General features: G+C 64.0%; 6 protein-coding genes. 2 read left to right on the top strand and 4 right to left on the bottom strand.

All coding sequences use genetic code 11. The annotated features are described in order from the left end of the window. Positions 1–863 (top strand): cytosine deaminase (locus tag SYN60AY4M2_RS00380; protein WP_099812060.1); only part of this gene is annotated, 863 nt, incomplete at its 5' end. On the opposite strand, the gene SYN60AY4M2_RS00375 is transcribed toward SYN60AY4M2_RS00380, so the two are convergent. From SYN60AY4M2_RS00375 to SYN60AY4M2_RS00360, 4 genes are all read right to left on the bottom strand, one after another. Further along, complete coding sequence (locus tag SYN60AY4M2_RS00375; RefSeq protein WP_011430429.1) at positions 860–1,300, bottom strand: FxLYD domain-containing protein; 441 nt, start codon at positions 1,298–1,300, stop codon at positions 860–862. The genes SYN60AY4M2_RS00380 and SYN60AY4M2_RS00375 overlap by 4 nt on opposite strands. Before the next feature lie 25 nt (positions 1,301–1,325). Continuing rightward, positions 1,326–1,904 (bottom strand): 5-formyltetrahydrofolate cyclo-ligase, encoded by a 579-nt coding sequence (locus SYN60AY4M2_RS00370; RefSeq protein ID WP_240527650.1) that lies wholly within the window; start codon positions 1,902–1,904, stop codon positions 1,326–1,328. Between the two features lie 108 nt (positions 1,905–2,012). Beyond that, entirely contained in the window at positions 2,013–2,477 is a 465-nt protein-coding gene (locus tag SYN60AY4M2_RS00365) for an FKBP-type peptidyl-prolyl cis-trans isomerase (RefSeq protein ID WP_041438366.1), read from the bottom strand. Positions 2,478–2,535: 58 nt separating this feature from the next. After that, on the bottom strand, positions 2,536–3,177 hold the full coding sequence (locus SYN60AY4M2_RS00360) for a hypothetical protein (RefSeq protein ID WP_011430432.1): 642 nt from the start codon (positions 3,175–3,177) through the stop codon (positions 2,536–2,538). A gap of 55 nt (positions 3,178–3,232) precedes the next feature. Between SYN60AY4M2_RS00360 and cobJ the strand changes: the two genes are divergently transcribed. Continuing rightward, positions 3,233–5,101 carry a precorrin-3B C(17)-methyltransferase gene (gene cobJ, locus SYN60AY4M2_RS00355; RefSeq protein ID WP_099812059.1) on the top strand — a complete coding sequence of 623 codons (1,869 nt, stop codon included), beginning with the start codon at positions 3,233–3,235 and terminating at the stop codon, positions 5,099–5,101. Positions 5,102–5,315 lie beyond the last annotated feature (214 nt).

The raw sequence follows: 5,315 nt of genomic DNA, 5'->3' as shown, positions 1-5,315 counted from the left end.
TATCCCCCTACCTGGATTTGCAACTGGTGGCCTTTCCCCAAGATGGCTACTACCGCTCGCCGGGGGCGGTGCAGCTTTTGGAGAAGGCCTTGGATCTAGGGGTGGAGGTGGTGGGCGGGATCCCCCACTTCGAGCGGACGATGGCCGAAGGAGCCGCTTCAGTGCGGGCTCTGTGCGAGATTGCAGCCGCGCGCGGCCTGCGGGTGGATCTGCACTGCGACGAGACCGACGATCCGCTTTCGCGCCATGTGGAAACCTTGGCCTACGAAACGCTGCGGCTGGGCTTGCAGGGGCGGGTGACCGCCTCCCACCTAACCTCGATGCACTCGATGGACAACGCCTACGTGAGCAAACTCATTCCTCTGATGGCCGAGGCAGAGCTGGGAGTGGTCGCCAACCCGCTGGTCAACCTGGTGCTGCAGGGCCGCCAGGACACCTACCCCAAGCGGCGGGGACTGACGCGAGTGCCAGAGCTGATGGCCGCCGGGCTGACGGTGGCTTTTGGCCAGGACTGTGTGATGGATCCCTGGTATCCCCTGGGCAGCGGCAACATGCTGGAGGTGGCCCACATGGGGATCCACGCTGCCCAACTGACAGGCTATGAGCAGATGCGGCAGTGTTTCTTGGCGGTTACGGAAAACCCGGCCCGCATTCTGGGGTTAGAAGGCTACGGACTAGAACCCGGCTGCTATGCCGACTTGGTGGTGCTCCAGGCTGCCGATGCTGTCGAAGCCATTCGCCTGCAACCGGCTTGCCTGTACGTTTTCCGTCGGGGACGGCTGATCGCCCAAACCCCGCCGGTGGTTGCCCAGCTCCATTTGCCGGGGCGCCCGGCCCAGGTGGACTTCACCCGCCAGCTTTAACGGCGCACGGTGCCGCTGAAGCCGCTGGCTTTGAACTGCTCCATAGTCAGAGGCAGCGGGCTGGTCACGGGCACGGAGATGCGAATGGAGAAGGGGCTTTCGCCGGGGGGAACCTCCTCGATGGCTCCCAGGCGGGTGCGCTCCGGCAGAACCTCATTGCCGTTGGCATCGTAAAGGCGACCGAAGACATCCGCATTCAGCACAGTATTTCTGGAGCGGTTGACCACCGTGCCTTCAATGAATAGGCACCTGGCCGGTATGGGGTTGCCGTTGCTGGTAACCAGGTTGGTGTATTCGGGGGTATCCGGGCAGGGGGTGAGGTGCAAATCCTTCAGTTGCAGGGGGATGGCTCCAAAACCCAGCAAGAGCGCCGCCAAAGCTGCACAACCCAGGCTCCAGCAGAGGGAGCGAAGCCCCTTCTTCCAAACTTGGCTCATGTTTTTTCTCCAAGGCCCATCTCCCCTAGTCTAGGGGATCCCCCGCCCGGTAAAACCCCTCCTCGGTCTGGATCCCGTCCAAGCGCTGATCCCAGGGATCCTGAGGCAGAGGCTGCTCCAGTAGGCAGGCCTGCGGGACAATGCCCCACTTGGGCACGCCGGGATCCGGCAGCGAGGCCAAAAAGCGGTCGTAATAGCCGCCGCCATAGCCCAGGCGCCTCCCCCAGCGATCGCAGGCCAGGGCGGGCACAAGGATTAACTCGGCTTCGGCGGGATCGATGACTTCGCTGCTGGGAGAGGGCTCCAGCAACCCCCAGCGGTTGGGAACAAGCTCAGCTGGGTGGTAGCGGTGCCACCGCAACTGCCGCTGCGGCAAGCAACGAGGGATCCCCCAGCGCTTTTCAGGGAAAAGGGCGAACAGGGATCCCAAGTCCACCTCGGAGCCGAAGGCCACGTAGGCCAGGATGGTCTTGGCCGCCAAAAGCCGGGGCTGAGAGGCCAGATGAGCCACTATCTTCTGCTCGACCAGAGAGCGATCCACCCCTTGCCGCACTTGGCGGAAGTGCCGGCGCAAGCGAGCTTTGGGGAGAAAATTGGGCCCCACAGACGGAGACAGGTTTGTAGCGTAGAAGGGAGTTGCCGCAGCGCCATGCCATCTCCCTGCCTTGACTTTCCCCACCCCCAGTCAAGCTTAGGGGTGGATATCCAGAACCTACTGGATGGCCAGGAGCTCCACTTCAAAATCGAGAGTAGCGTTGGGAGGGATCACGCCGCCGGCGCCGCGGCTGCCATAGGCCAACTCCGGCGGAATGCGCAAATACCGCTTGCCACCCACCCGCATGGTGGCCAGACCTTCCTCCCAGCCACGGATCACCTGCCCTACCCCGTAGGTGAAGGTAAAAGGTTGATTGCGCTTGTAGGAGCTATCGAAGACGGTGCCATCCTGCAGCTTGCCCACGTAGTTCACCACCACCGTTTGCCCCGGCTGAGGTGAAGGCCCTGTACCTTCGACAAGGTCGTAGTACTGCAGACCCGACTCGGTGGTGATAAATTGCTGGGCTTGAGATTGCACAGTAACTGCTGGGTGATCTTTGGCTCGCGACAGAGCCATGGCCGGCTGTCCAGCCCACACCCCAATCCACAGCAAACCCAGCAACAGCAGCAGCATCTGTTTCATCCGTTGGCGTCCCCCCGGTGCCGACTTTTTGCCTCCCCAACAATCTTAGGGGATCCCCTCATCCTATTTCGGCAAATTCGACGATCTGCCCTTGATGGTCGCGCACCCAGAAGACAAAAGGCTTTTCGGAGCGGACGCTGCTGCGGATCCCTTGCTTGTTGATCCGCTTCAGGAGGGCTTTGAGGGCTTCCCGTTCGTAGGTGGTGTGGCGATAGCGGACGCCGCTGCTGCGACCGGCTGCCGCCCCGTAGGCAGGTACAAAGGGAGTTCTGGAGAGACTGCCGTAGGGATCCGTGGTACCGGGGATCACGTGCAGTTGCACGGTGTCGGAGAGCTGATACCAGAGGCCAGCGGTATCGAGAGGTGTCGAGGTGGAGCGGGCTTTGGCATCAAGGCGGGAGCTGAGGCCAATATCCGCCGGGAAGTAGGCAGATCCCAGGCTGGAGCCGACCATGCTTTGCTCATAGCCGTAGTAGTACTGCAGCGGCAGCTCCGCCTCCGGCAGCCTCAAGACCTTTTCGTAAAACCCTCGCGCCTGCTCCAGATCGGGCACGATGATGGTGTAAACCCGCGGTGCGCCGCTCAGAAACGTCCACATGGCCCCGCCGTAGGCCGATAGCAGCAAAAACATCAGCCCCTTCGTGGAGAGCAAAACCTCCAGGGGGATCAGCGGCAGCATCAGTCCAAGGGGGGTTGGCATTGGCGCTTGTCCATTTGCGGGTGGCTCTGTAGTCCAGTATAGGATCCCTAGGCTGATGAAGCTTGCCCTGTTTGCCCCCACCCCGCGCGGTCGCCGCTTGGCCCAGGCTCTGCTGTCGCTGCTGCCAGAGGAGTGGATCTGCTGGAGCAAAGCCAATCCACAGGGAGAGCCGCTGCCTTGGCCCTGGCAAGCCTATGGGGATCCCAGCCATCCCACAGCGCCCAGATCCCTGGCGGCAGCGGTGGCCCAAACTTGGCCCCAGGTGCAGGGCTGTCTTTTCATCTTGCCAGTTGGGTCGGTGGTGCGGCTAATTGCCCCCCTCTTGCAGGACAAATACCGGGATCCGGCGGTGGTGGTGGTGGATGAATCAGGCCGCTGGGCCATTAGCCTCTGCGGGGGACATGTGGGCGGGGCCGATGCGCTGGCGCGGCAGGTGGCGGCTGCTTTGGGAGCCGAGCCGATCCTCACCTCTGCCTCCGAAGGGCTGGGGATCCCGCCTGTGGATGTGTTGGGGCATCCCTACGGCTGGCGGCGGGGCAGTGGCGATTGGAACGGGGTAGCTGCTGCCCTGACGCGGGGAGAGCCGGTGGCCGTAGAGCAAACCTGCGGCACGCAGCTCTGGCGGCGGGCCTGGCCAGCGGATCATCCTCTTTTGACTACGGCTCCCGACCAAGCAGTGGCCCAGATCCGGATTGGGGAATACACAACGCCTTGCCCCCACATCCCCACCGTCCACTGGCATCCGCGGGTGCTGTGGGTGGGGGTGGGCTGCGAGCGGGGCACCAGCCGCGCCTGGCTGGAGGGATCCCTGCGGCGCCTGTTGCAAAACCAGGGGCTGGCCCTCGAGGCCGTTGCCGGCTTGGCCACTCTGGAGCTGAAACGGGATGAGGCGGGGCTCTTGGAGCTGGCCCAGGCCCATGGCTGGCCCATCCAGTTTTTCTCCGCCGCGGCCCTGGCAGGGATCCCGGTTCCCCACCCTTCAGAGGCGGTGCGGCAGGCGGTGGGCACCCCTTCGGTGGCGGAGGCGGCTGCTCTTTTGGCGGCCCAGCGCTGGTCGGGAGAGGACAATCCAGCCCAGGGGAGAGCCACCCTTGTCTGCCCCAAGCAGATCTTCACCTCAGAAAGCGAGGGAGCTTGTACCCTGGCCATTGCCCGCGCCGCCCGCGAGTATTCCCCTCGCGCCGGGCACCTGTGGCTAATTGGCATCGGCCCTGGGGATCCCGCCCAATTGACCTTGGCCGCCCGCCTGGCCCTGGCCCAAGCCGAGGTGGTGATTGGCTACCAGCTTTACCTGGACTTGGTGGCGCCCCTCCTGCACCCCGGCCAGATTTGCGAAGCCTTTCCCATCACCCAGGAGGTGCAGCGGGCGCAGCGCGCCATCGCCCTGGCCCAGCAGGGGCTGCAGGTGGCGGTGATCTCTTCGGGGGATGCGGGGATCTACGGCATGGCCGGCCTGGTGCTGGAGTACTTGGCCCGCAGCGGCTGGGATGGGATCCGCCCCTCCCTGGAGGTGCTGCCGGGGATCTCCGCCCTTCAAGCTGCTGCCGCTCGCCTAGGAGCCCCTCTCATGCAGGATTTTTGCGCTATTTCCCTCTCGGATCGCCTCACCCCCTGGCCGGCCATCGAGCAACGCCTGCAGGCGGCTGCCCAGGCCGACTTTGTGGTGGCCCTGTATAACCCCCGCTCGCGGCAGCGGTTGGATCCCTTCCTCAAGGCGCTGCAGATCTTTCGCCGGGCCCGCCCCACCCACACCCCGGTGGCGGTGGCCCGCAACCTCTACCGTCCCGGCGAGGCCATCCACCTCACCACGCTAGGGGAGTTGGATCCTGAGCAGGTGGACATGTTTACCCTGGTCTTGATCGGCAGCTCGCAGACCTTTCGCTACGGCAGCCGGCTGATCACTCCCCGCGGCTACCGCTTGTGATGAACCCACCTGATGGCCGTTGGATTTCGATTCAAAACACCGTGAGGTGACATCCTCTCCCGCTAAGCCCTGACGGGCTGTAGACGGGAGCTTCCGAGAATCACTTCCCGGAGTTGCTGCTTCAACGGACTGGTAAACCAGGATCCTCCACAGCCAGAGAGCGGCAGTCCCACCGCCCCCCTACATCCCCCCGTATACGGGGGGACCTGAGTCC

Source organism: Synechococcus sp. 60AY4M2, from assembly GCF_002760375.1.
Lineage (GTDB): Bacteria > Cyanobacteriota > Cyanobacteriia > Thermostichales > Thermostichaceae > Thermostichus.
This window is presented reverse-complemented; position numbering and strand designations above follow the sequence as displayed.

Excerpts from the sequence above, each read along its gene's own strand:
- SYN60AY4M2_RS00375 (WP_011430429.1), bottom strand. The coding sequence starts at position 1,300 with ATGAGCCAAGTTTGGAAGAAGGGGCTTCGCTCCCTCTGCTGGAGCCTG.
- SYN60AY4M2_RS00360 (WP_011430432.1), bottom strand. The coding sequence starts at position 3,177 with ATGCCAACCCCCCTTGGACTGATGCTGCCGCTGATCCCCCTGGAGGTT.
- SYN60AY4M2_RS00365 (WP_041438366.1), bottom strand. The coding sequence starts at position 2,477 with ATGAAACAGATGCTGCTGCTGTTGCTGGGTTTGCTGTGGATTGGGGTG.
- cobJ (WP_099812059.1), top strand. The coding sequence starts at position 3,233 with ATGAAGCTTGCCCTGTTTGCCCCCACCCCGCGCGGTCGCCGCTTGGCC.